Genomic DNA, 20,059 nt, shown 5'->3' with positions numbered 1-20,059 from the left:
CCGCCCGTGGCGGAAGGCCGGGTGACTCATAGCCAGCGGCGCCGGAAGCGCCACATGACCACGGCGTTGGCTACCAGGACCACCGCGCAGATGGCGCCAGCCATCGGGCCGGCAAGCACAGTTGTTGCCGGAAGCGCTGCCCAGAGCACGATGGTCAACAGCATCAACCACCGGCCGCGGTGGCCCTTCGCCCGATGGTCCAGCCGGGCGAAGAATGCTGGGTCGCTCTCCCGGAGGTTACGGGTGATCTGCTCGAACCTGCGCTGATCCTCTTTGCTGAGCATGTGCCTTCCCCTCACGTGTTCAGCGGTTCGCCGGGCATACCCGCTGCGGTGGCGGCTCACGCTCCTGCTGCTGACACTTTCCGAGGTGCCCGCGCCCGGTGCTGCCCTGAACGCAGCGGCTACGTCGGTGGCGCCGTGCGGTTGTCCAGCGCGGCGTGGACGGCGTCTCGGGTCGGCGCGGTGTGGTGCCGACGACCAGCGTGTGGTCTGGCTCGGTGTCCTTAGGGCGGGCTCAGTGCCCCTTAGGGATGGTTTGGAATCCTAGGTTGGATATGGCCGTGGATAGTGCATCTTTTACTTGCTGAGTACCTTCTGCCTGGATGGCCCGATGGGCGGTTGGGGAGGTGGCGCACCGCGCTCCGGCTGGTCGGTGCGGTGCCGGTCAGCAACCCTGCCGAGGAAGCGGCAGGTGGCCGGGGACCAGCTCCGCTGCCAGCGGCACCCCGTTCGCCCGTAACTCGGCGATCAGACTGTTCTGCAACAGGTACGAGTCGGGGAGCTGCCAGCGTGCCTGCTCCGGGGCGACCACCCAACGCACGGCACCCTCGGGTAGCCGCGTCGGCGGTGCGGGGATCCACGAACCCGGGCCGTGCCGTACCACGTGGAAGCAGTGTTCGAGTTCGGGTCGAAGCGGGTCGCCGGGTCGGACCAGGAACATCCACCGGCCGGTGGGAGTGGACAGCACCGGCCCGCGTACTCCCGGGCCGGCCGGATGGTTCTGGACCGCGAGGAGTACGTCTCGTCCGAGGTGGGCCGACACCTCCAGGACGTCGAAGGCCCGCCCGGTGGGTAGCAGAACGCCGTGCGGCCGGGTACGCCACCACGTCGCGACCCGGGCCGGGTCGGAACTGGCGGAGTGCTCCCAGTCCACCAACGCAGGATGACAGCCGACGGTGGGGCAGCCCGCCCGCCCGCAGACGAAGCGGCTGCGGGCCAGGAACGCGCCGGGCGTCACCTCCCAGCCGTGCAGCGCGTAGCGTACGGCGACGCGGCGCAGCCGTACCCGTTCCAGGGGCGACAGCTGAGCGACCCGCGGTCCGATATTCCCCCACATATGTGCCATCTCTCCTCGCCGATTCCGGTCGTGCCGGTGTCGTCTGTCGGGCACCGTCACTGCCTCGACCCGCGATCGTTGAGTCGACGAACGGCCGATGCAACTTGCATGAACGGTAGGAGCCTCGGCTGATCAGCTGACGCACATGCTGTGCGACCGGAAGAAACCTGAACAAAGCGCCGTGCCCGCCACGAATCCGGCTGATCAGCCGGGCTGGATGTGTAGAAAGGGATGGGACATGGACGAGCTACCCATCGGGCGTCGGGTGGCCTACTGGCGGGGGCGACGCAAGATGTCCCAGCAGGTCTTCGCAGACCGGCTGGGTAAGTCGAAAAGCTGGGTGGACAAGGTCGAGCGCGGAGTGCGTCGGCTGGACAAGTTCTCCGTCATCTACGAGATCGCCGACACCCTCCGGGTTGACGTGCAGCTCCTACTCGGCAAGGACCCGGAACGGCGTTCTGACGCGCTGAACTGCATCGACCAGACCGAGGTGCAGGAGATTCGGGCGGCGCTGGAGCGGTACGACGCGATGAGCGCCTACTTCGACGCGGCACCGTACCCGCCGCCCCTGCCCGACATGCGCAAGGCCGTCACCCACGCCTGGTTGACCTATCAGTACGGCCGGTACGGGATGCTGACTCGCTCGCTGCCCAAGCTTCTGCGGGACGCTCAGGCGGCCGACGCCGGCTTCGGAGGCGACGACAACCGGGAGGCGGCGCACCTGCTCGGGCAGGTCTACCAGATTGCCTCGTCGGTCCTGCGCAAGCTGGGGGAGTTCGACCTGGCGTGGCTCGCCGCCGATCGGGCGATGGCGGTCGCCCAACGGGCCGACGATCCGCTGTTGGCCGGCATCGCCACCACCCGGGTCGGTAACGCGCTCGTCGCGATGGGACGCCCCTTCCCGGCACTGGAGGTAAATGTCGCCATCGCGAACCGGTTGGCCCCGGGCGGTGGCAACGACGTCACCCCGGACCGGCTGTCGGTCTACGGCATGCTGCTGCTCCAGGGCGCGATGGCCGCCTCCCGGATCGGTGACACCGCCACAGTGGATGACCTGCTGGGCGGCGCCGACGAGGCCGCCAGCCTGCTCGGTGGCGACCAGAACCACTACTGGACCTCCTTCGGGCCCACCAACGTGGAGCTGCACCGCGCCGCGGCGGCCGTCGAGCTGGGCGACGGCGGCCGGGCGGTGGAGGTCCACCAGCGCATCGGGCCGGAGTTCAACGCTCTGCTACCCGAGCGCCGCGCCCACCACCTGCTCGACATCGCCCGGGGCTACGCACAGGTTGGTGACGTGGTGAACGCCGGCGAGATGCTGTTGCAGGGTGACCGGCTCGCCCCGTCGGAGATTCGTTGCCGGCCGATCGCCCACGAGGTGATGTCCGACATTCTGCGTCGTACCCGTGGCACCCCACCCGCCTCGATCGCGGAGTTGGCTGAACATATGGGAGTCGGGATATGAGTCTGGATGCTCTGCTGACCACGTCGCCGCCGACGAGTACTACCAACCGGGTTCTCTACGTGATCGCCTGCGGTTCGCCGCTGGCCCGGCGCGTCGGCCGGCTCGTGGAACTGGCCCAGCACGCCGGATGGGAGGTCTGTGTTGTCACCACCCCCGACGGGGCCAAGTTCGTCGACCAGCCGGCGCTGGCCCGACAGACCGGTTACCCGGTCCGTAGCCACTACAAGAATCCGGGCGACCCGGACGTCCTACCGCCGGCGGACGCGATGATCGTCTGCCCGGCCACGGTGAACACGGTCACCAAGTGGGCGGCGGGGATAGCCGACACCCTGCCCCTCGGCCTGCTCGTGGAGGCGCAGGGCCGTGGGGTGCCGCTGGTAGCGGTTCCGTTCACCAACGCGGCGATGGCCGCCCATCCAGCGTTCCGGACGGCCCTCGGTCGGCTCTCCGAATGGGGCGTCACCGTGCTCTTCGGTGACCACGTCGTACCCCTGCATCCACCCGGATCCGCTGAGCGCCACCTACCCGCCTTCCCCTGGGAGACGGTGGTGGCCGCGTTGCCGGAACCCTCGGCGGCGACCAGCGCCGCCTGACCGCCCGCCCGGGTGGCGACGCAATCTTGCCCCACCCTCGCCGGTAAGCTGGCCCGCCGTGAGGACACCCGAATTCCCGCCGACAGTCGCCGACGTGGTGACCGAGTTGGAGCGGCGCTACCCACCGGCGTGGGCGCAGGAGTGGGACCGCGTCGGTCTGGTCCTCGGCGACCCGAACGCGCCGGTCCGCCGGGTGCTCTGCGTGGTGGACGCGGTGCCGGAGACGGTTGCCGAGGCGATTGAGGCCCGGGCCGACCTGATCGTGGCGCATCATCCGCTGTTCCTGCGCGGGGTGTCGTCGGTCGCCCCGACCACCTACAAGGGGCGGATTGTCCACCAGCTGATCAAGGCCGATGTCGCGCTGTACGTGGCGCACACCAACGCGGACGTCGCCGAACCGGGCGTTTCCGACGCGCTGGCCGCCCGATTCGGGCTGACCGGGCTCCTGCCGCTGGCGCCCCCCGCCGTCGGCGCACCCGCGCACGGCGCCGGCCGGGGGATCGGCCGCATCGGCAAGCTACCTGAGCCGATGACGCTCGCCGAGCTGACCCGGCACGCCGCCGCCGTGCTCCCGGCCACCGCCTGGGGCGTACGTGCCGCCGGTGACCCGCGACGTACGGTGCGTACGCTCGCTGTCAGCGGTGGATCGGGCGACGGCTTCCTCGCCGCTGCGACGACCGCCGGGGTAGACGCCTACCTCACCGCCGACCTGCGGCATCATCCCACCAGCGAGCACCTGGCCACCGGCGGTCCGGCGCTGCTCGACGCCGCGCACTGGGCGACCGAACGTCCGTGGCTGGACGACCTGGCCGTTGTCCTGCGGGAGACGACGGGGGTCGAGACGTTGGTGTCCGACCTGGAGACTGACCCGTGGACCGTACATGCCGCCCCGCCTGCGGCGGACGACAAGGAGCCCGACTGTGAAGGCTGATCCGTTAGTCCAGCGCCGCCTGCTCGACCTGGCCGGGATCGACACCAACCTCGCCCAACTCGCCCACCGTCGTCGGACGTTGCCAGAGCGGGCCGAGTTGGACGCCCTCGCCCGGGAGCTGTCCGCGCTGGAGGACGAACGCGCCCGCGCCCAGGTAGCCATTGCTGACCTGGACCGGGACATCGACCGGCTGGAGCAGGACGTTGACCAGGTGCGAGCCCGCAAGCGCAAGGACGAGGACCGGCTCGCCGCCGGCGTCGGCCCGGCCCGGGAGCTGGAGGCGCTCCAGCACGAGTTGGCCTCCCTCAACCGCCGCCAGGGCGACCTTGAGGACGCCGAGCTGGAGCTGATGGAGCAGCGGGAGACCGCGCAGGGCGTCCTGGCCGGGATCGAGAAGCGGCTAACCGAGGCCCGGGAGAAGCGGGCCGCCGTCGAACAACGCCGCGATGACAGCCTGAGTGAGATCACCAAGGAGGAGGAGTTCAAGCGGGGCGCCCGCCAGCCTCTCGCCGCAGACCTTCCCGGTGACCTGGTCGCACTCTATGACCGGATTCGGGCGGAGAGCGGACTCGGCGCGGCCCTGCTCACCGCCGGTCGGTGCGGCGGGTGTCGGCTGGAGCTCTCCGGCGCGGACCGGGCCCGAATTCGCGCCGCGGATCCGGACGACGTGGTGCGCTGCGAGGAGTGCCGTCGAATCATGATCCGTACCAACGAGTCCGGGCTGTAGTCGTGGCACCGCGTGTGGTCGTCGTCGAGGCCGACGGTGGATCCCGGGGTAACCCCGGTCCGGCCGGGTACGGCGCAGTGCTCCGCGATCCCGGCACCGGCGAGGTACTCGCCGAACGTTCAGCGGCGATCGGCACCGCCACCAACAACGTCGCCGAGTACCGAGGCCTGATCGCCGGCCTGGAAGCCGCCGTCGAGCTGGGGGCCGCCGAGGTGGAAGCCCGGTTGGACTCCAAGCTCGTGGTCGAGCAGATGTGCGGCCGATGGCAGATCAAAAACCCTGGTCTGCGTCCACTCGCCGCGCAGGCGGCAAGGCTGGTCGACCAATTCACTGCCGTCCGATTCACCTGGATTCCGCGGAACCGCAACCAGCACGCCGACGCCCTGGCCAACGCGGCCATGGACGCCGCGGCCGGGGCTCCAGCCCGGCCGGCGAAGCGCGCTGCCGAGCAGCCCCGACAGGTGGCCGCAGCCGACTCGCCGGCCCGCTCGGCAGCCCACGAGGCGGCGGCCCGGGCGGCCACCACCCGTACCAGCGGCACCGAACCGGCCACCACCCGTACCAGCGGCACCGAACCGGCCACCGCCCCTGCCTCCTGGGAGCCACGCCCCAGCTTCACGGCAACCCGGCTGGTTCTCGTCCGGCACGGGGCGACCGACTACACCGAACAGCGCCGCTACTCCGGCCGGTTTGACGTGTCCCTCTCCGACCAAGGCCGGGCCCAGGCCGAAGCCACCGCCAACCGGGTGGCTGCGCTGGCCCCGTCGGCCGCGGCCGTGGTCAGCTCCCCACTGAGCCGGTGCCGGCACACCGCCGAAGCCATCGCCGCGGCGCTCGGCGGAAAGCCGGTCCGCGACAACGACGACCTCGTCGAGTGCGACTTCGGGGTCTGGGAGGGCCGTACCTTCGCCGAGGTGCGGGAGCGCTGGGCCGGAGAGATGGACGCCTGGCTCGCCGCGACGACGGTCGCCCCGCCTGACGGAGAGTCATTCGCCGACGTCGGTACCCGCAGCCGCCGGGCGGTTGACGCGCTGCTGAAGGCGTACCCGGGGGAGACCGTCGTGGTGGTCTCGCACGTCTCGCCGATCAAGCTGATCCTGCGCGACGCCCTCGGGGGCGGGGACACGCTGTTGCATCGGCTGTTCCTCGACGCGGCCGGCATCTCCGTGGTGGACTTCTGGCCCGACGGCGGAGTGGCCGTTCGCTCCGTCAACGACACCGCTCACCTCCCGTCCGACTGATCACCCCGGCTTTCGGCCCGTTCAGCTTCTGACCACCTCAGCTTCCGGTCCGCCAGAGCAGGTACAGGCCGACAGCTGTCCCGAAGACCACAATCACCGTTCTGAGCACCATCGGCGGCAGCCGGGGAACCAGCCGCGCGCCCGCGTACCCGCCGACCAGCGTCGCCGGTGCGACCAGGGCAACCGCTGCCCAGTTCACCGGTCCGAACAGCGCGAACACCACCAACGTGGTGAGCCCGACCACCGCCGAGAGCAGGTTCTTGATGGCGGTGACTCGGACCAGCGACGCGTCCAGCACCAGCGCCAGACCGGCCACCAGCATCAACCCCAGCGCCGCGCCGAAGTAGCCGCCGTACACCGCGGCGAGTGCGACCATGACCTGCACCGAGACGGTACGGTGGCGCGGCGACCGGTCGCGGGGGTGCCCGACGAACCGGCGCAGCGGCCCCTGGAAGGCCAGTACCGCCGTTGCCCCGAGCACCAGAAACGGAACAACCAGCTCGAACGCTCGCGCCGGGGTGGCCAACAGGAGTACGGCACCGGCGACTGTGCCGAGGACGGTGGTAGGCAGCAGAGCCAACAGCTCCCGACCGCGCGGCAGGTATGCACGGCTACCCGCGACGCTCGCCAGGTATCCGGGGAAGACCGACACCGAGTTGCTGACGTTCGCCGGTACTGGCGGCAGCCCGGCGGCGATCATCGCCGGGAAGGTGATCAGCGAGCCCCCGCCGGCCACCGCGTTGACCATGCCCGCGGCGAGACCAGCGGTGACGAGCAGCGCGGCGTCGGCGATGTGCATGGTCAGGCAGGCTAGTACGCCGTGACTCCCCGCTCACCCCGTGGAGGCCGGTGTGGCGCGTCGGGGCGGAATTGGGCACGGCACCGGCGTCGTTAGGATGAGTGCGCGACGGACGAGTCGACCGGGCGGTCGCGTCGGCGGGTTCCAGCCCGCCGTCGAGGAACGTCCGGACTCCACAGGGCAGGGTGGTTGCTAACGGCAACCCGGGGTGACCCGCGGGACAGTGCCACAGAAAACAGACCGCCGTTCCCTAACGGGGACGGTAAGGGTGAAACGGTGGGGTAAGAGCCCACCAGCACCCCGGGTGACCGGGGTGGCTCGGTAAACCCCACCCGGAGCAAGGCCAAGAAGGGGCCGTCATCCGCAGAGACGACGACCCGCGCAGGCGATCGAGGGCTGCCCGCCCGATGTCTGCGGGTAGGCCGCTGGAGCCTGTCGGTGACGGCAGGCCGAGATGGATGACCGCCGCCGGCGCGAGCCCTCGGGCCCGCGCCGCGCACAGAATCCGGCGTACAGGTCGACTCGTCCGTCGCCCACCAGCTCAGAGCCCCGATAGAGGCTCTGAGCTGGTGTTATATCCGGGCGTCGATGGTTGCTTTTGGTCAACGTCGGCCAACATTTGACGGCCTGGGGACGGCCTGGCCACGGCCTGAGTGCTGGCTCAGTTGGTCTCGCTTCGTTCCGGGTTGCCTGTGTCGTCGTGGCTATCTTTCGGCCGGCGCTCGATGGTCTGGGGAGTCGAGCCGGCGGTTGCGGGGGAGGGTCGGGCACGTCCTGGCGGTGGAGCTGGTGCCGCGACCCGGTGACTCGGTGGCAAGCCAGTCCCGGGGTTGGACTGGCGCGGCAGCCGGAAGCCCTGACGCACGACCAGGCCGACCCCGCTGGCTTCCGTAGCGGCCTCGGTGATCCCATTCAGGGATGAGCTGGGGCGAGTGCGTGCCGGAGCTGCTGGAGCACCTCGGGGAGATGGGCCTGGTCGGGCTGGTCAAGATTGACGGGGAGCGGGAGCGGGAGCCCTGGACCGTGGTGATCTCGGGTCAGCGGCTCGACGGTGTGTCGATCAGGGTCGACGGCCACAGCCTTGAGTACTGCCTACGCCATGTGGTGACCGCGCTTCATGAGCGCTTCCCGGACGAACTCACGTTGAGCTGAGATCCGACGGTGGGGCGGTGCCCGACGGCCGGGCTCACCGCTTCGCACAGGCACCCTTCCTGTCTTCACGCCCTGCTAAGTCTCGTCGCAAACCAAGGTCGACTGTCAAGCGTCTGGGTGGGACGGACTCGTCATGCATGTGGTGGGACTGGACACACGCGCGGCAGTCGAAGTGGCCGGCATCGTCTCGACCCGGGCGACCGGGATGCATGCACTGCGTCACTTCTACACCTCTGCGCTGCTCGACGAGGGGGAGAGCACCAAGGCCCTTGCCTCGTACCTCGGGCACTCCGACCCCGGCTTCACGCTCCGGGTATACACCCACCTCATGCCCTCTAGCGAGGAGTGGACCCGCCTTGCCATCGATGACCTGCTAAACCGCTAGTGATGCCAGTAACCAGGAGCTGGATGTCCAGCTCGCTAGTGCGAACATGAGTCGCGTCGACATGGTCAGGACCGGAGTGTCTCGGGTGGGCGCTACTGTGCGGACCGCTGATCAATCCACCGCGAAGGAAGGGGTCTGCTGCACCGATAGGTGACAGTTTCAGTCACGCGGCCTGACTGGCCGGTGGGGTCATGATGGTCTCGTACTCGATAGGGGTCAACCGGGACAGAGAGTGTTGTCGTCGGCGGCGGTGGTAGGTCCGCTCGATCCAGGTCACGATCGCGGTCCTGAGCTGCTGGCGGGTGGTCCAGGTCCGCCGGTCGAGGACGTTGTTCTGCAGCAACCCGAAGAACGATTCCATGGCGGCGTTGTCGCCGGCGGCGCCGACTCTGCCCATCGATCCGGTCATGTGATGCTGGTGCAGGGCGTGGACGAATTTTCGGCTGCGAAACTGCGACCCACGGTCGGTGTGCAGCACGCAGCCGGCCAGCCGGCCGCGTCGGGCTACAGCGTTGTGCAACGCGTTGACGGCCAGCCGGGACTTCATCCGTGAGTCGATGGAGTAGCCGACGATCCGCCTCGACCACACGTCCTTGATCGCGCACAGGTAGAGCTTGCCCTCGCCGGTGCGGTGTTCGGTGATGTCGGCCAGCCACAACCGGTTCGGGCCGTCGGCGGTGAAGTCCCGTTGCACGAGGTCGTCGTGAACCGGTGAACCGACCTTGCCACCCTTGCCGCGCTTCTTGCGCTTACCGAAGGCGCTCCACCAGCCATTGTCCGAGCAGATCTTCCACCCGGTGCGCTCCGCCATCGCCTGGCCGGCGGCGCGGGCCTCATCGACCAGGAACCGGTACCCGAACTCCGGGTCATCGCGGTGGGCATCGACCAAGGCGTTCGCGCGATGAGCGGCGACGAGTTCGGCGTCACCGACGGGCCGGCCGAGCCACCGGTAGTAGGGCTGACGAGCGATGTTCAATACCCGGCACGTCACCGCGACGGGGATCCCGTCGGCGGCCAGCTCGCTCACGAGCGGGTAGAGCCTTTTCCCGGCAGATGCGCCTGCGACAAGTAAGCAGCGGCCCGACGCAGGACCTCGTTCTCCTGCTCCAACAACCGGATCCGCTTGCGGGCCTCGCGCAGCTCGGCTGACTCGCCACTGGGCGTACCGGGCTTCGCACCAGCGTCGATGTCGGCCTGACGCAGCCACTTGAACAACGTCATCGGGTGAACCCCGAAGTCCTTCGCGATCTGCTCGACCGTCACGCCCGGCTCGCGGTCACGGGCCACCTGCACGACGTCATCACGGAACTCTCGGGGGTAAGGCTTGGGCACAGCGACATCCTTCCAGCCCGCCCACAGGGCAAGCCAACTCAGATGTCACCTACTGGTGCAGCAGACCCCGAGTTCACTGGAGACAACCGTAACGATGTGATGGCGGTCGAGCCGGGCACCGGCAAACTGTGGCTCTACCCTGGCACCGCTACCGATAGGCTTTGGGGTGACCGAATCCAGGTCCGGCCGGACATCGTCTGGACCGACTACCGCGAATTGACTGTCGGCCAGTTCGGCGGGAACGTCAACGAGGACCTACTCGCCATCGAAATCGCGACCGAGGATCTCTGGCTCTTCCCGGGCGACGGTGCCGGTGGGCTAGGGCAAGGCGTGCAGGTCGGCAACGGTTGGCAAGGCAAAACCGACCTGGTCGCCGGCCGCTTTAACCGGGACGGCTACGACGACATCGTGGCGGTCGCGCGCTCCACGAACCAGCTAAGAATGTGGCCGGGCAATGGTGCTGGTGGCTTCAGTAGTTCCGTGCAGATCGGCAAGAATTGGGGCGGACTCACCGAGCTGGTCGCCGGCCGGTTCAACCGGGACGGCTACGACGACATTGTGGCATTGGCGAGAGGCACCGGAGACCTCCTCATGTACCCCGGCACCGCCACTGGTGGCGCGGTCTGGGGCCAGCGGAGCACGATTGCCGGGGGCGGTAGCGCACTAGCGTCGCTCGCAGCCGGCGCGCTCAATCCTGACGGCTACGACGACCTGATCGCTACCGAGCGCGACCAACTGTGGCTCTACCCCGGCACCGCAGCTGGCGGCCCGCTTGGTGAGCGGGTCGTACCGATCGGGCGGGTTCCGGTGCTTCAGCCGCACGGATTGCTGGAAGCGGTCACCGGCGAGTTCACCCGGGACGAGCACGCGGACCTGATCGGCGTCGAAAGAGGTACTGGTCGACTATGGCTTTACCCGGGCACGGGTACCGGCCTGTGGGCCCCACGAGTTCAGGTGGGTTCGGGCTGGACCGGGTATTGGAATCTGACCGTGGGCCGGTTTAACGAGGACAGCTACGACGACCTGCTCGCCACAAACTCCAGCACCGGCGACCTCTGGCTGTGGCCGGGCACGGCGAGTGGCACCGACTGGGGCTACAAGGGCACTGATCCGGTCGGATCGGGTTGGCATGGATTCGATCGGCTCACCGCTGGCCGTTTCGATGACGACGCCCACGACGACCTCGTCGCTATCGACACGAACACCGGCAAGCTGCGTATGTGGGCTGGGTACGGCAACGGCACCTGGGCGACTAGCGTCGAACTCGACGCCGCGAACTGGAACACGCTCAGCACTCTTGCGCGAGGCCGGTTCAATGACGACTCATACGACGACTTGGCGGCGGTGGAGGAGGACACCGGCAAGCTGTGGCTGTACCCGGGCAAGGCCGGTGGTGGCTTCGGTGATCGAGTTGAGGTCGCGAGTGGCGGCTGGTCCGAGCGCGATGAACTCGTCTCAGTTGAAACCGACCAGGACGGGTACGACGCCCTGATCGCAGGCGAGGCGGCGAGCGGGCAGGTGTGGTTCTACCCCGCGACTACGCCGGGCGGCCCGGGGTGGGGCGACCCAACCGAGTTCGGCCCCATTTCCTGATCTACGCAGCCTGACACAGCCCACCGGTTGCAGACTCTTGGTCTGTCGGCTTCGCCGGAGGGTACTGGGCCCGATCATTGCCGAGCGGGTGTTGCCTCCTGGTCTGTTTGTATGACCGGCGCGGGAGGCACACCCGCTACGGCGGCGTCACCGTTGTCTGTTTTGGGTGTTTTTGTGTGTGGTGGGGGCGTGGTGGTGGTGGAATCTCGGCGGGCGTCGGGGCGTTACACCCTGCGTACGGCCGAGGAAGCGCCCCGCTCCGGCGGGTGTCGCCTGTGCGTGTGCCCCGGGAATGATGGTGGCCGGCCGGTCGTTACATCTGGACCCGGCGTCGTGTGAGCCCGTCCAGGGCCGCGGTCGTCTGAGGATCTTCTTTCGTTTGTTCTGTTGAGCGCCGGACGGTGCTTGCACCCCGCTCCCGACCCCCTTTTCGGGATGTGTGTGGGTGTCGACCCCCGAATGGAGCATCCCTGATGAACACGATTCTGCGTCGTAGCGTCCTGGGTATCGCTGGTCTGGCCCTGTCCACCGGTGTCGTCGCCGGTCCCCTGGCCACCTACACCGACAGCACCCCGGCCCCGGCTTCGGCCGCGGCGGTGCAGGTCGCGAAGCCGGACCTGGACACCCTGATCCCGCACGGCACCCAGGGCGAGCAGTCACGGATCAGCCTGGGTGACGAGCAGGTGTCGAACGTCAAGGCCATCATCGAGGCCACGAAGGCCGCCGGGATGGACGAGCGGGCCGCCGTCGTGGCGATCGCGACCAGTTTGCAGGAGTCGAAGCTGGAGAACCTGGGTCACCTGGGTGACCGCAACGACCACGACTCGCAGGGCCTGTTCCAGCAGCGCCCCTCCTCCGGCTGGGGCACGGTCGAGCAGATCACCGACCCCGCCTACTCCACCACCGCGTTCCTGGACGGTCTGAAGCAGGTTGACGGTTGGCAGGAGATGCCGTTGACCGAGGCCGCCCAGACGGTACAGGTGTCGGCGTACCCGTTCCACTACGCCCAGTGGGAGACCCAGGCCGCTGACCTCGTGGCCGAACACTGGACCAGCTGACCCAGCACCTATAGACCACACCCACAAAGGGAAACACGTTGTTGGCCGGCACCCGACCCGGGTGCCGGCCAACAACGTCCTCGGACGACATCAGGTATTCATCGGTGGCCGGTGCGCTACTGGAGCCGCTGGTTGGGGCCAGGTCCAGCGGTGACCGGTGCCGGGTTGAGCGATCGTCCCGGACGATACGGTTGTCGTCATGGCAAAGCCGACCCGATGGGTGACCGACACCGGCCCGGACCACTCCCAGTGGTACATCGACCGATTCCGCCAGTTGGCGGCTGAGGGCGCAGACCTTGCTGGCGAGGCCCGGCTGATCGACGCGTTGGTAGCGCCGGGTTCCCGGGTCCTCGACGCCGGCTGCGGCACCGGTCGGGTCGGGGCCGCGCTGGCGTTGCGGGGCCACACCGTGGTGGGGGTTGACGCCGATCCCGTCTTGGTCGAGGCGGCGGGGGCCGCCCATCTCGGTCCGCGCTGGCTCGTGGCCGACCTGGCTGAACTCGATCTGGCCGCCGCCGGGGAGCCGGAACCCTTCGATGCCGCGGTGGTCGCCGGCAACGTGATGACCTTCGTCGCTGCGGGCACCGAGGCGGAGGTGCTCCGCCGGATCGCGGCGCACCTGCGTCCCGACGGCGTCATCGCGGTCGGCTTCGGCACCGACCGGGGCTACCCGCTGTCGGCCTTCGACGACGATTCGGCGGCTGCCGGGCTACGCCGGGAGCACCGTTTCGCCACCTGGGATCTGCGCCCGTGGCGGGAGGAGAGCGACTTCGCCGTCACTCTGCTCCGTCGCCCCGCCGAATGAGCCTCCGAAGCATCCCCGGTCGTTGCTCATCCTGGAGTGGGATCAGGAGTTCCCTGACGCCGCGGGTATCGCGCGTTCGATGAGTGTGGCGAGCCCGTCCAGGAGGCGGCGGAGGCCGAACTCGTAGGCGTGGGCGGGGTCGTGGGCGCTGCCGTGAGCCGCGCCGGCGGCACTGCCGACGCGGGTGGCCAGCGGGTGGGCCGCGGGGTCGAGGACCCGGGCCAGCAACGGCCCGGCGGCCGCCCACCACTGGTCGTCGGTCATGGTGGTGAGCTGGGCAGTGGCCCGGGCATCGGCGGTGACTCGGGCGTTGGCCTGGACGAAGCTCAGCAGGAGGGTCAGGCAGTCGTCCATCTCGACGTCGTCGAGACCCAGGCCGTCCAGGGCGGTCAGCTCGTGCTCGTACTTGGCGATCGCGCCCGGACCGAGCGGGGGACGCAGCGTGGAGACCGTGGCGGTCCACGGATGGGTCGCGAAGAGCGCCCGGTTCTCCTCGGCCACGGCGGTCAGCCGTGCTCGCCAGGGTTGTCCGGTGGTGTCGGTGCGCGACATCCGGCCGTACGCGGCGTCGAGCATCACGTCGAGTAGCTCCGCCTTGCCGGGCACGTACGTGTAGAGGGTCATGGGGGAGACCCGCAGCTCTTGGGCGACGCGGCGCATGGTCAGACCGTTCAGCCCTTCGGCATCGGCGACCGCGGTCGCCGCTTCGATCACCGCGTCCAGATCGAGGCCGCGTTGCGGGCCTCGGCGCGCCGCGGTCGATGGCTCCCGCCAGAGCAGGGCGAGCGTACGCGCGGGGTCTCCGGCGCTGGTTACGTCAGGTGCACGCATAGTCATCTCCCCAACTTCCTCGTACGCTGTACAATGTACAGCGTACGACGTACGAGGTATTCGGATCATCGCGAGAAGGACTCTTCCATGAAGATCACCTCCACTGCCGTATCACTCAATGTTGAGGATGTCCCCGCCTCTGCCACCTTCCTGACCGAGCACTTCGGGTTCCGTCAGGAGATGGCCGCGGACGGATTCGCCTCGCTGACCCGCGACGACGCTGGTGTGAACGTCGTCTTCCTGCGGCGTGGGCTCGCCACCCTCCCCGACGACCAGCGTGACGACCACGCCCGTGGGCTGATCCTGGCGTTCGTGGTCGACGACCTGGAAGGTGAGCTCACCCGGCTTCAGGTCGAGGGCGTCACGATCAGCATGCCGCTGACTACCGAGGAGTGGGGTGAGCGCGCCTTCCAGGTCCGCGACCCGAACGGTGTCATCGTCCAACTCGTTGACTGGAACGGTGCCCGGTAGCCACCGCAGCCTGAACTGACCTGATCGAATCTGGCACAGCTTGTCGGGTTGGTGCTGCCCACGTGACCCTAGCGTCGTGGGCGCAAGGGAAGGAGGTCCGGGTGCTGAAGCGGCTCAACGATGTCATGGCGCACCTCGAGCGGCACCTCGACCAGCCGGTTGACGTGGCCGAACTGGCCCGGATCGCCGCGACGTCGGAGTACCACCTCCGGCGGCTGTTCTCCGCGCTGGCCGGGATCGGTCTGTCCGAGTACGTCCGGCGTCGTCGACTGACCGTCGCCGCGGCGGAGGTGCTGGCGGGGGAACGGTCGCTGCTCGACATCGCGGTGCAGTACGGCTATGGCTCCACCGAGGCGTTCGGCCGGGCGTTTCAGGCCGTGCACGGCGCCAGCCCAGGCGAGGCCCGCCGTACGGGGGCGACTCTGCGCGCCCAGCCTCGGATCTCCTTCCGCCTCACCATCGATGGGAGTAGCAGTATGGAGTACCGAATCGTTGACAAGGACGGTTTCCGCCTGGTGGGCCGGCGAGCCCGGGTGCCCCTGGTGCACGAGGGGATGAGCCCCGCGATCGTCGAGTTCGTCCGGAGTATCGACCAGGAGACAGTCAACCGGATGGTGGCGCTGTCCGACCAGGAACCGAATGGCGTCGTCAATGTCAGCGCCAAGGTCACCGACGGTGGTTCCCGTCCAACCCGTACCGCAGCCGTCCGGGTCCGGAGATTTCCCGCACCCGTGTCGCGGCGGACGGTGCGACCGCGGAGTCCGAACTCTGGATCCCGGTGGAGCGGGACTGACCGATAGCGGGACCTCGGCCCGGTAGCGGGGTCTCCGACTCGTGGAACGAGCGTCGTGCGCCCCCTCGCTATTGCGGGCGAGGGGGCACCCGTTCGACACCCCCGCTGTCCACGGCACCCCAGCGGGGATTGTCACAGCATCGACTGCTGCTCGTGCATCGCCGATTTGCGAGGATGTTCGCATGGCTTACGACGCGAGCAACCTACCCGATGTGTCCGGGCTCACTGTCGGTATCGTCGGTGGCACCGGCGACCAGGGGCATGGCCTCGCCTACCGGTTCGCCCGCGCTGGCCAGACCGTGCTGATCGGTTCCCGCTCGGCCGAGCGGGCCGCCCAGTCCGCTGCGGAGATCGCCGCTCTGCCCGGGGTGTCCGCCGACGCGAGCGTCACCGGGGCCGCCAACGAGGAGGTCGCCCGGCGTAGCGATGTGGTGATTGTCGCGGTGCCGTGGGATGGTCACGCCAGTATCGTCGGTGCGCTCGCCGAGCCCCTCGCTGGCAAAATCGTGATCGACTGCGTCAACCCGCTCGGCTTCGACAAGCAGGGCCCGTACGCCCTCACCGTGGCGGAGGGAAGCGCCGTCCAGCAGGCCGCCGCGCTGCTGCCGCAGTCCCGGGTGTGCGCGGCCTTCAACCACGTCAGCGCCCCGTTGCTGGCGGATCCGCAGATCGACCGGATTGAGCTGGACGTGCTGATCTGCACCGAGGAGCGGGAACTGGCCGGCATCGTCGGTGCCCTTGCCGCCCGGATCCCCGGCATGCGCGGCATCTACGCCGGCCGCCTGCGGAACGCCCACCAGATCGAGGCTCTCACCGCGAACCTGATCGCTATCAACAAGCGTTACAAGGCTCACGCCGGCATCCGCGTCACCGATCTCTGACGTGGTCAGGCTGGACGCGTTCGCGTGGCCGGGTGACGTCTGGAGGCTGGTCGACGGGGTGCTGCCCGCTGGCTCCAGCGGGCGACACTCCATGCGGTCGTAGGGTCGCCAGCGGCCGCACGGAGCGTCGTGATTAGCCTACGGGGCCGGTCAGCCTGCGGATGTTCGCGGTAAGCCCCCCCGAATGCCGCGGGGTCAGAAGTCGACGGAAACCCCGACCGCCTGGCAGGCCTCGATCGCGGTGTCGGTGGCCTTGTCGAAGGCGGGGTTGTCGGCGGCTTCCGGGCTCTCGGCGGCAGCCGCCTTGCCGGCCTCCTCGCTGTACGCGGTCAGCGCGGCGACGACCGCGCTGTCGGCGTCGCCGGTCGCGGCGATGGAAGCGAACTCCGTCGCCAACCCGGTGAAGATGTCCTGGAACATCTCCGCCGTCGGCTCCTGGCCTTCCGACACGGCGTCGAGCAGGGATTGCCGGAGGTCCATGCTGGCCTTGTTGGCCGCTTCGCAGAGCTTCTTGTCGCCCTCGACGGCAGCAGCCGCAGGTGGCGCCGACGAGGAGGCCACCGTGGGGTCGGCGGTTGGTGACGGGGACGAGTTTGGCTCCGTGTCATCCCCTCCGCCGCAAGCGGTGAGGGCGAGGACAGCGGTAGGGACCAGCAGAGCCCGGAAAAGAGTTGTTTTATGCACGGAGAAGAATATTACTCGGTAAGTCGTCAGTGGAGATCGGTCTGCGACGTGGGCTTCGGGCGGGGAGTCGGGGCTCGATCTCGACACTGAGCTTACGTGTCGTGTCCCGAGTGGATAGTTTGCCTGGTCGCGGTGGCCCGGCGTCAGCCGGGCCACCACCAGACCGGTCAGAAGGTGTGCTCGGTGGCGGGGAATCCGCCGTCGCGCACCTCGTCGGCGAACCGACGGGTCGCCTCGCCCAAGGTGTCGGCGAGGTTGGCGTAGCGCTTGACGAAGCGGGGCGTCCGGCCGGTACGCAGACCCGCCATGTCCTGCCAGACCAGCACCTGGGCATCGGTGTCCGGGCCGGCGCCGATGCCCACAGTCGGGATGGTCAGCTCGGCGGTGATCCGTTTCGCCACGTCACCGGGGACCATCTCCAGCACCACCGCGAAGGCACCCGCCTCGGCGATCGCGCGGGCATCGGCGAGCACCTCCTCGGCGGTGTCGCCGCGGCCCTGGACCCGGTATCCGCCGAGGGTGTGTTCCCGCTGCGGAGTAAAGCCGATGTGCGCCATCACCGGGATACCGGCTCGCACGATCGCGGCGATCTGTTCGGCGCAGTGGCGGCCACCCTCCAGTTTGACCGCGTGGCAGCCGCCTTCCTTCATGAACCGTACGGCGGTGCGCAGGGCCGCGGCCGGGCCCTCCTCATAGGATCCGAACGGCAGATCGCCGACGACCAGCGTCTGCCGGGTGGCCCCGACCACGGCCCGGACCAGGGGCAGCAGCTCGTCGGGGGTCACCGGTAACGTCGTCTCGTAGCCGAAGACGTTGTTCGCGGCCGAGTCGCCGACCAACAGCACCGGGATGCCGGCAGCGTCGAAGATCCCCGCCGTGTACTGGTCGTACGAGGTGAGCATCGCCCACCGTTCGCCACGTTCCTTCGCAGCGAGCAGGTCACGGGCGCGGACCCGTCGGGTCGCCGGTCCGCCGTAGAGGGCGGTCACCTCGGCTGGGCTGGATTCCAGCATGGTTCTCTCCTTCCTCGAGGCCGCGTACGCGGTCCCCGGGCTCTGCTGCGATCGTCGCACCGCGCGGTGGGGGAGCGGCAGGGGGCAGTGCAGGATGTCACTCCCGAATCGGCTACCCACCCCCGAGCCGGAGCCGTCTTCGGCCTCCCCGTGCCGCTCATCCGCCCCCGAGTCGTTCGGCTGCCCCGGCCGCTCGGCCGTCCTCGCGCCAGCGGTTGGTGATGGGCAGGCGGCGGTCCCGCCCGAAGGCCTTCATCGATATTTTCGTGCCGGGAGCGGACTGGCGCCGCTTGTACTCGGCGGTATCCACCATCCGCAGCACCTGGTCGACGAGCGCCGGGTCGTGGCCGGCCTCGATGAGCCCGTCCCGTCCCAGGTCGCCGTCGATGTAGCCGACGAGGATCGGGTCGAGCAGGTCGTACTCCGGCAACGTGTCGGAGTCCAGCTGACCGGGGCTCAGCTCGGCCGACGGAGGTTTGCTGATCGAGTTCTCCGGGATCGGTGGGGTCTCGCCTCGGCGAACCGCCTCGGCGTTTCGCCACCGGGCGAGCTGCCAGATCAGGGTCTTCCAGACGTCCTTGACGGGGTTGAAGCCGCCGACCGAGTCGCCGTACAGGGTGGAGTAACCGACCGCCAGTTCGCTCTTGTTGCCGGTGGTGAGCACCAGGTGGCCCTCCTGGTTCGACAGGGCCATCAGGATCACCCCGCGGACCCGGGCTTGGAGGTTCTCCACCGAGAGACCGGAGAGCGACAGGTTGGCCAGGAACGTTTCGACGATCGGTTGGATCGGCTCGATCCGGTAGTCCAGCCCGGTGCGCTTGGCCAACTCTGCTGCGTCTTCTCGGGAGTGCTCGGAGGAGTGCTGGCTTGGCAGCGACACCCCGACCACCCGGTCCGCGCCGAGTGCGTCCACCGCCAGGGCCGCGACGACCGACGAGTCGATGCCGCCGGAGAGGCCGAGCACCACCGAGGGGAAGTGGTTCTTGTCGACGTAGTCGCGCAGGCCCAGCAGGAGCGCCTGCCACACCTCCGCCTCGTCGGCCGCCGGTTCGGCGATCTCACTGGCCGCCAACGTGTCGGTGGGGGCGGCCGGCAGCGAACCGATGCAGCGGTGGAGCACCCGCATCCCGTCGGCCAGCTCGATGTCGGCGGGCGGGCCGTCGGCGGCGGCGGGGAGATCCAGGTCGTGTACCAGCAGGTGCTCGACGAATTGCGGCGCCCGGGCGAGCAACTCCCCCTCCGCCGCCACGATCATGGAGTCGCCCTCGAACACCAGCTCGTCCTGGCCGCCAACCATGTTGACGTACGCGATGGTGGCCTTGGCCTCGGCGGCGCGGCGGCGGACCAGCGGGAGCCGGACGTCGTCCTTGTTCAGCTCGTACGGCGAGCCGTTGATGTTGAGCACGAGGCCGACACCGGCCTGGCGGGCAGCGGCGAACGGGCCCCCGACCTGCCACAGGTCCTCACAGATGGTCAGCGTGACATCCACCCCGCCGACTCGCACCACGGACAGCGTCTCGCCCGGCACGAAGTAGCGGTCCTCGTCAAAGACGCCGTAGTTCGGCAGATGGTGTTTGAAGTAGGTGGCCACGGTCTTCCCGCCGTGCAGCAGGGCCGCCGCGTTACGCGCCCCGTGACCCGGCTCGGCGTCGCCGTTGACCTGTGGTGGGCCGTCCGCGTCCAGATAGCCGACCACCACCGCCAGGTCGCCCAGCCCGTCGGCGGCGAGGTCGGCTGCGAGCTCGTCCAGCGCCGCCTTCGACGCTGCCACGAAGGAGCGGCGGAAGACCAGGTCCTCGACCGGGTAGCCAGTCAGGGTCAGCTCCGGGAAGGCGATCAGTTGGGCGCCGGCGTCGGCGGCGCGGCGAGCCCATTCACGGATGATCGTGGCGTTGCCAGCGAGGTCACCAACGTTCGGGTTGACCTGGCAGAGTGCGAGACGCAGGGTGGTCATGTCCTTATCTTGCCGC

General features: G+C 69.0%; 18 protein-coding genes, 1 other RNA gene and 3 pseudogenes. 14 read left to right on the top strand and 8 right to left on the bottom strand.

The window, feature by feature from the left end:
• Positions 1–26: 26 nt before the first annotated feature.
• Together STROP_RS16845 and STROP_RS16840 are read right to left on the bottom strand one after the other, a co-directional pair.
• Positions 27–284, bottom strand: coding sequence for a DUF3040 domain-containing protein (locus STROP_RS16845; RefSeq protein WP_018251831.1), 258 nt, complete (start codon positions 282–284; stop codon positions 27–29).
• A 382-nt stretch (positions 285–666) separates the two neighbouring features.
• On the bottom strand, positions 667–1,347 hold the full coding sequence (locus STROP_RS16840; protein ID WP_187151552.1) for a bifunctional DNA primase/polymerase: 681 nt from the start codon (positions 1,345–1,347) through the stop codon (positions 667–669).
• A 229-nt stretch (positions 1,348–1,576) separates the two neighbouring features.
• Here STROP_RS16840 and STROP_RS16835 point away from each other — a divergent pair, with 229 nt between their 5' ends.
• Genes STROP_RS16835 through STROP_RS16815 form a run of 5 tightly spaced genes read left to right on the top strand, consistent with a single transcriptional unit; the run spans position 1,577 to position 6,292 of the window.
• Positions 1,577–2,800: a helix-turn-helix domain-containing protein gene (locus STROP_RS16835; protein ID WP_012014567.1), complete on the top strand. Its 1,224-nt coding sequence runs from the start codon at positions 1,577–1,579 to the stop codon at positions 2,798–2,800.
• Entirely contained in the window at positions 2,797–3,393 is a 597-nt protein-coding gene (locus tag STROP_RS16830) for a flavoprotein (protein ID WP_012014566.1), read from the top strand. Before STROP_RS16835 ends, STROP_RS16830 begins: the two co-directional genes overlap by 4 nt.
• A gap of 58 nt (positions 3,394–3,451) precedes the next feature.
• Positions 3,452–4,324 carry a Nif3-like dinuclear metal center hexameric protein gene (locus tag STROP_RS16825; protein ID WP_012014565.1) on the top strand — a complete coding sequence of 291 codons (873 nt, stop codon included), beginning with the start codon at positions 3,452–3,454 and terminating at the stop codon, positions 4,322–4,324.
• Complete coding sequence (locus tag STROP_RS16820) at positions 4,314–5,051, top strand: zinc ribbon domain-containing protein (RefSeq protein ID WP_012014564.1); 738 nt, start codon at positions 4,314–4,316, stop codon at positions 5,049–5,051. The genes STROP_RS16825 and STROP_RS16820 overlap by 11 nt, the downstream gene beginning before the upstream one ends.
• Before the next feature lie 2 nt (positions 5,052–5,053).
• The gene (locus tag STROP_RS16815) at positions 5,054–6,292 is read left to right on the top strand and encodes a bifunctional RNase H/acid phosphatase (RefSeq protein WP_012014563.1); all 1,239 of its coding nucleotides are present in this window, start codon (positions 5,054–5,056) and stop codon (positions 6,290–6,292) included.
• Between the two features lie 37 nt (positions 6,293–6,329).
• Here the strand turns inward: STROP_RS16815 and STROP_RS16810 are convergent, their stop codons facing one another.
• Entirely contained in the window at positions 6,330–7,091 is a 762-nt protein-coding gene (locus STROP_RS16810; protein WP_012014562.1) for a sulfite exporter TauE/SafE family protein, read from the bottom strand.
• A gap of 113 nt (positions 7,092–7,204) precedes the next feature.
• Between STROP_RS16810 and rnpB the strand changes: the two genes are divergently transcribed.
• From rnpB to STROP_RS16800, 3 genes and pseudogenes are all read left to right on the top strand, one after another.
• Positions 7,205–7,620: RNase P RNA component class A (gene rnpB, locus STROP_RS23340), an RNA gene on the top strand.
• 389 nt (positions 7,621–8,009) lie between these two features.
• Positions 8,010–8,243, top strand: a complete 234-nt coding sequence (locus tag STROP_RS16805) for a hypothetical protein (protein ID WP_012014561.1) — start codon at positions 8,010–8,012, stop codon at positions 8,241–8,243.
• A gap of 157 nt (positions 8,244–8,400) precedes the next feature.
• Positions 8,401–8,628, top strand: a pseudogene (locus STROP_RS16800) (tyrosine-type recombinase/integrase); the annotation flags it as partial.
• 163 nt (positions 8,629–8,791) lie between these two features.
• On the opposite strand, the gene STROP_RS16795 reads toward STROP_RS16800, so the two are convergent.
• Positions 8,792–9,960 (bottom strand): IS3 family transposase gene (locus STROP_RS16795; protein WP_085981790.1). Its coding sequence is split into 2 segments (ribosomal slippage): positions 8,792–9,673 and positions 9,676–9,960, totalling 1,167 coding nucleotides; the frame shifts between segments, so codons are not numbered across the junction.
• Positions 9,961–10,026: 66 nt separating this feature from the next.
• On the opposite strand from STROP_RS16795, the pseudogene STROP_RS16785 reads away from it, so the two are divergent.
• The 3 genes and pseudogenes from STROP_RS16785 to STROP_RS16775 all read left to right on the top strand — a co-directional run.
• Positions 10,027–11,553, top strand: a pseudogene (locus STROP_RS16785) (FG-GAP repeat domain-containing protein); the annotation flags it as partial.
• Between the two features lie 473 nt (positions 11,554–12,026).
• Positions 12,027–12,611: a hypothetical protein gene (locus tag STROP_RS16780; RefSeq protein ID WP_012014559.1), complete on the top strand. Its 585-nt coding sequence runs from the start codon at positions 12,027–12,029 to the stop codon at positions 12,609–12,611.
• 199 nt (positions 12,612–12,810) lie between these two features.
• Positions 12,811–13,416 (top strand): class I SAM-dependent methyltransferase, encoded by a 606-nt coding sequence (locus STROP_RS16775; RefSeq protein WP_012014558.1) that lies wholly within the window; start codon positions 12,811–12,813, stop codon positions 13,414–13,416.
• 42 nt (positions 13,417–13,458) lie between these two features.
• On the opposite strand, the gene STROP_RS16770 is transcribed toward STROP_RS16775, so the two are convergent.
• Positions 13,459–14,247, bottom strand: coding sequence for a TetR/AcrR family transcriptional regulator (locus tag STROP_RS16770; RefSeq protein ID WP_012014557.1), 789 nt, complete (start codon positions 14,245–14,247; stop codon positions 13,459–13,461).
• Between the two features lie 87 nt (positions 14,248–14,334).
• Between STROP_RS16770 and STROP_RS16765 the strand changes: the two genes are divergently transcribed.
• The 3 genes and pseudogenes from STROP_RS16765 (at position 14,335) to npdG (ending at position 16,392) form a co-directional block, all read left to right on the top strand.
• Positions 14,335–14,718, top strand: coding sequence for a VOC family protein (locus STROP_RS16765; RefSeq protein ID WP_012014556.1), 384 nt, complete (start codon positions 14,335–14,337; stop codon positions 14,716–14,718).
• Between the two features lie 101 nt (positions 14,719–14,819).
• Positions 14,820–15,511 (top strand): annotated as a pseudogene (locus STROP_RS16760) (AraC family transcriptional regulator).
• A 182-nt stretch (positions 15,512–15,693) separates the two neighbouring features.
• Positions 15,694–16,392 (top strand): NADPH-dependent F420 reductase, encoded by a 699-nt coding sequence (npdG, locus tag STROP_RS16755; protein ID WP_012014554.1) that lies wholly within the window; start codon positions 15,694–15,696, stop codon positions 16,390–16,392.
• Positions 16,393–16,587: 195 nt separating this feature from the next.
• Here npdG and STROP_RS16750 read toward each other — a convergent pair whose 3' ends face one another.
• The 3 genes from STROP_RS16750 to STROP_RS16740 all read right to left on the bottom strand — a co-directional run bounded on the left by STROP_RS16750 (position 16,588) and on the right by STROP_RS16740 (position 20,043).
• Positions 16,588–17,076, bottom strand: a complete 489-nt coding sequence (locus tag STROP_RS16750; protein ID WP_043535439.1) for a hypothetical protein — start codon at positions 17,074–17,076, stop codon at positions 16,588–16,590.
• A 167-nt stretch (positions 17,077–17,243) separates the two neighbouring features.
• Positions 17,244–18,089, bottom strand: coding sequence for a 3-methyl-2-oxobutanoate hydroxymethyltransferase (gene panB, locus STROP_RS16745; protein ID WP_012014552.1), 846 nt, complete (start codon positions 18,087–18,089; stop codon positions 17,244–17,246).
• 157 nt (positions 18,090–18,246) lie between these two features.
• Positions 18,247–20,043 carry an NAD+ synthase gene (locus tag STROP_RS16740; protein WP_012014551.1) on the bottom strand — a complete coding sequence of 599 codons (1,797 nt, stop codon included), beginning with the start codon at positions 20,041–20,043 and terminating at the stop codon, positions 18,247–18,249.
• Positions 20,044–20,059: the final 16 nt, after the last annotated feature.

The organism is Salinispora tropica CNB-440 (assembly GCF_000016425.1).
Classification (GTDB): Bacteria; Actinomycetota; Actinomycetes; order Mycobacteriales; family Micromonosporaceae; genus Micromonospora; species Micromonospora tropica.
The sequence above is the reverse complement of the archived record's forward strand: the minus strand, read 5'-3'. Positions and strand labels throughout refer to the sequence as shown.

Coding starts and splice junctions, on each gene's coding strand:
- STROP_RS16845 (WP_018251831.1), bottom strand. CDS start 284: ATGCTCAGCAAAGAGGATCAGCGCAGGTTCGAGCAGATCACCCGTAAC.
- STROP_RS16840 (WP_187151552.1), bottom strand. CDS start 1,347: ATGGCACATATGTGGGGGAATATCGGACCGCGGGTCGCTCAGCTGTCG.
- STROP_RS16835 (WP_012014567.1), top strand. CDS start 1,577: ATGGACGAGCTACCCATCGGGCGTCGGGTGGCCTACTGGCGGGGGCGA.
- STROP_RS16830 (WP_012014566.1), top strand. CDS start 2,797: ATGAGTCTGGATGCTCTGCTGACCACGTCGCCGCCGACGAGTACTACC.
- STROP_RS16810 (WP_012014562.1), bottom strand. CDS start 7,091: ATGCACATCGCCGACGCCGCGCTGCTCGTCACCGCTGGTCTCGCCGCG.
- STROP_RS16805 (WP_012014561.1), top strand. CDS start 8,010: ATGAGCTGGGGCGAGTGCGTGCCGGAGCTGCTGGAGCACCTCGGGGAG.
- STROP_RS16780 (WP_012014559.1), top strand. CDS start 12,027: ATGAACACGATTCTGCGTCGTAGCGTCCTGGGTATCGCTGGTCTGGCC.
- STROP_RS16775 (WP_012014558.1), top strand. CDS start 12,811: ATGGCAAAGCCGACCCGATGGGTGACCGACACCGGCCCGGACCACTCC.
- STROP_RS16770 (WP_012014557.1), bottom strand. CDS start 14,247: ATGCGTGCACCTGACGTAACCAGCGCCGGAGACCCCGCGCGTACGCTC.
- STROP_RS16765 (WP_012014556.1), top strand. CDS start 14,335: ATGAAGATCACCTCCACTGCCGTATCACTCAATGTTGAGGATGTCCCC.
- npdG (WP_012014554.1), top strand. CDS start 15,694: ATGGCTTACGACGCGAGCAACCTACCCGATGTGTCCGGGCTCACTGTC.
- panB (WP_012014552.1), bottom strand. CDS start 18,089: ATGCTGGAATCCAGCCCAGCCGAGGTGACCGCCCTCTACGGCGGACCG.
- STROP_RS16740 (WP_012014551.1), bottom strand. CDS start 20,043: ATGACCACCCTGCGTCTCGCACTCTGCCAGGTCAACCCGAACGTTGGT.